We start from the raw sequence: 1,341 nt of genomic DNA on the forward strand, positions 1-1,341 counted from the left end.
GAGCGTCGGATAGGCTGCCGGTCTGGCAAAACTGTAGAGACGCCGGTCTTTCAGATCGGGAATTCTCGGCGCGAACACGTATCCAAGCAGGGCGCACAGGGCAAAGACATGATCCGACACCCCGCCGCCATCGGTATGGTGCCGGTGCTGACGTGGCGGCGCATCGCCGTGATGATCAAGCAGGCCGTCGAGGACATGCAGGGCTTCGCTGGCGGTTGCGGCGATCACCCTGGTATGGAACGGCGCGTAGCGATCGGAGAGATGGGTGTAGAATTTCAGACCCGGTTCGGGGCCGTAGTGCGCATTGATCCGGCTCGCATCCCGGCCAGAGCCGCCGGCGCGGAAGAACTGCCCGTCCGAGGATGAGGCTGTTCCCGACCCGAAGAGAGCGGCGAGCGGCTCGCGATTTTGGTGCTCGACGAGGCGGCGCAGCGCCAGGGCGTAGGTTTCGTCGCGGATGTGCCAGTCAGCGGTCCAGGCGAGCTGGCCCAGACTGGCGATGCTGCAGGCTTCGGCCATCCGGGTCAGTCCGAGATTGAGGCCATCGGCCAGCAGCCCCGCCATCAGCACCCGGGGATCAGCGGCGGTTTCGCCGGTGCGCAGATGGGTGAAGCAGTCCGGGAAGCCGGTCCAGCCGGCCACTTCCGTCAGCAGGTCGGTGATCCGGATGCGGGGCAGCGTGGCATAGAGCTTCGCTGCCAGCGCTTCGGCCTCGGGCGGGGTCGATTTTTCGATCGGCGTGATTCTCAGCACGCCCTTCTCGATCGTCACATCGGGAAGCAGCCCGCCCCGGGCACGGATGTCGACCTCGGCCAACCGCGCATCCAGCCAGGTCCGCCGGGTCTCGATAAAGCGATCGAAGTCAGTCTCGATGGCAACCGGAATGCCGGACTCTTTCTGCAGGACCTGCAGCGTCTCCCTGGAGATCAGCCGCTCCTCGAAGGCCCGGTATTGCCGGCTGCCGGTAACCCAGACATCGCCGGCAGCAAGGCGCTGGCGCAATTCCGCCAGGACGCAGAGTTCGTAATAACGCCGGTCGATGCCGTGTGCCGTGAGGACATGACGCGCCCAGCGCGGCCGGACAAAGGCGGTCGGCGCTGACTTGGGCAGCGTCGAGGCTCCCGCGCTGTTCATGGCGCGCAGCATGGCGATCGCGCGCATCAACGACGCCGTGGCGGGAACACCCTGAAACTCGAAAGTGGCCAGAAACGCCGGCGCCCAGCGCCGAATGCCGGCATAATGTTCGCTCAGCACCTCGTAGGGATCGAAATCTTCCGAACGAACCAGAGTTTCCGCTTCCATAACGGTCGAGCAGAACCGGTCCCAGGGTATCACCGTGTC

At 65.2% G+C, this 1,341-nt stretch carries 1 protein-coding gene; it reads right to left on the minus strand.

All coding sequences use genetic code 11. From position 1 onward, the window contains the following. Positions 1-1,341: Tn3 family transposase (locus tag APM_RS19560; RefSeq protein ID WP_039889402.1), on the minus strand; the 1,341-nt coding region annotated here is incomplete at both ends.

It is taken from the genome of Acidiphilium sp. PM, from assembly GCF_000219295.1.
GTDB classification, from domain to species: Bacteria; Pseudomonadota; Alphaproteobacteria; order Acetobacterales; family Acetobacteraceae; genus Acidiphilium; species Acidiphilium multivorum.